This window comes from Candidatus Protochlamydia sp. R18 (genome assembly GCF_000648255.1).
GTDB classification, from domain to species: Bacteria; Chlamydiota; Chlamydiia; order Chlamydiales; family Parachlamydiaceae; genus Protochlamydia; species Protochlamydia amoebophila.
The window spans coordinates 1-301 of the sequence record NZ_BASL01000046.1; the positions used below are offsets into that span (position 1 = coordinate 1).

The 301-nt window shown below is 36.2% G+C and carries 1 pseudogene; it reads left to right on the top strand.

Features of this window, described 5'->3' with window-relative positions:
* Positions 1-301: pseudogene (locus TY19_RS15375) on the top strand (site-specific integrase); the annotation flags it as partial.

The window sequence follows — 301 nt, forward strand, 5'->3', positions numbered from 1 at the left end:
TTTCTAGTTTAAGCCGTAGGCTTACCTCCATTAGCCAAGCTCACAAATTAGCTAAACAGCCTTTCGACAAAAATTGTCCCGAAATACAGGAAGTTTGGAAAGAAATAAAAAATAAGTTAGGATCTGCCCAAATCCGTAAAGACCCGATTTTACTAGATGATTTACGCAAGATGATCGAATCAATCAATAATGACAGTAGTAAAGCAAATTCATTGTCAGGAATGCGTGACAAGGCTTTATTATTACTGGGATTTGTAGGCGCATTTCGAAGATCAGAATTAGTTTCTTTAACGATTGATGA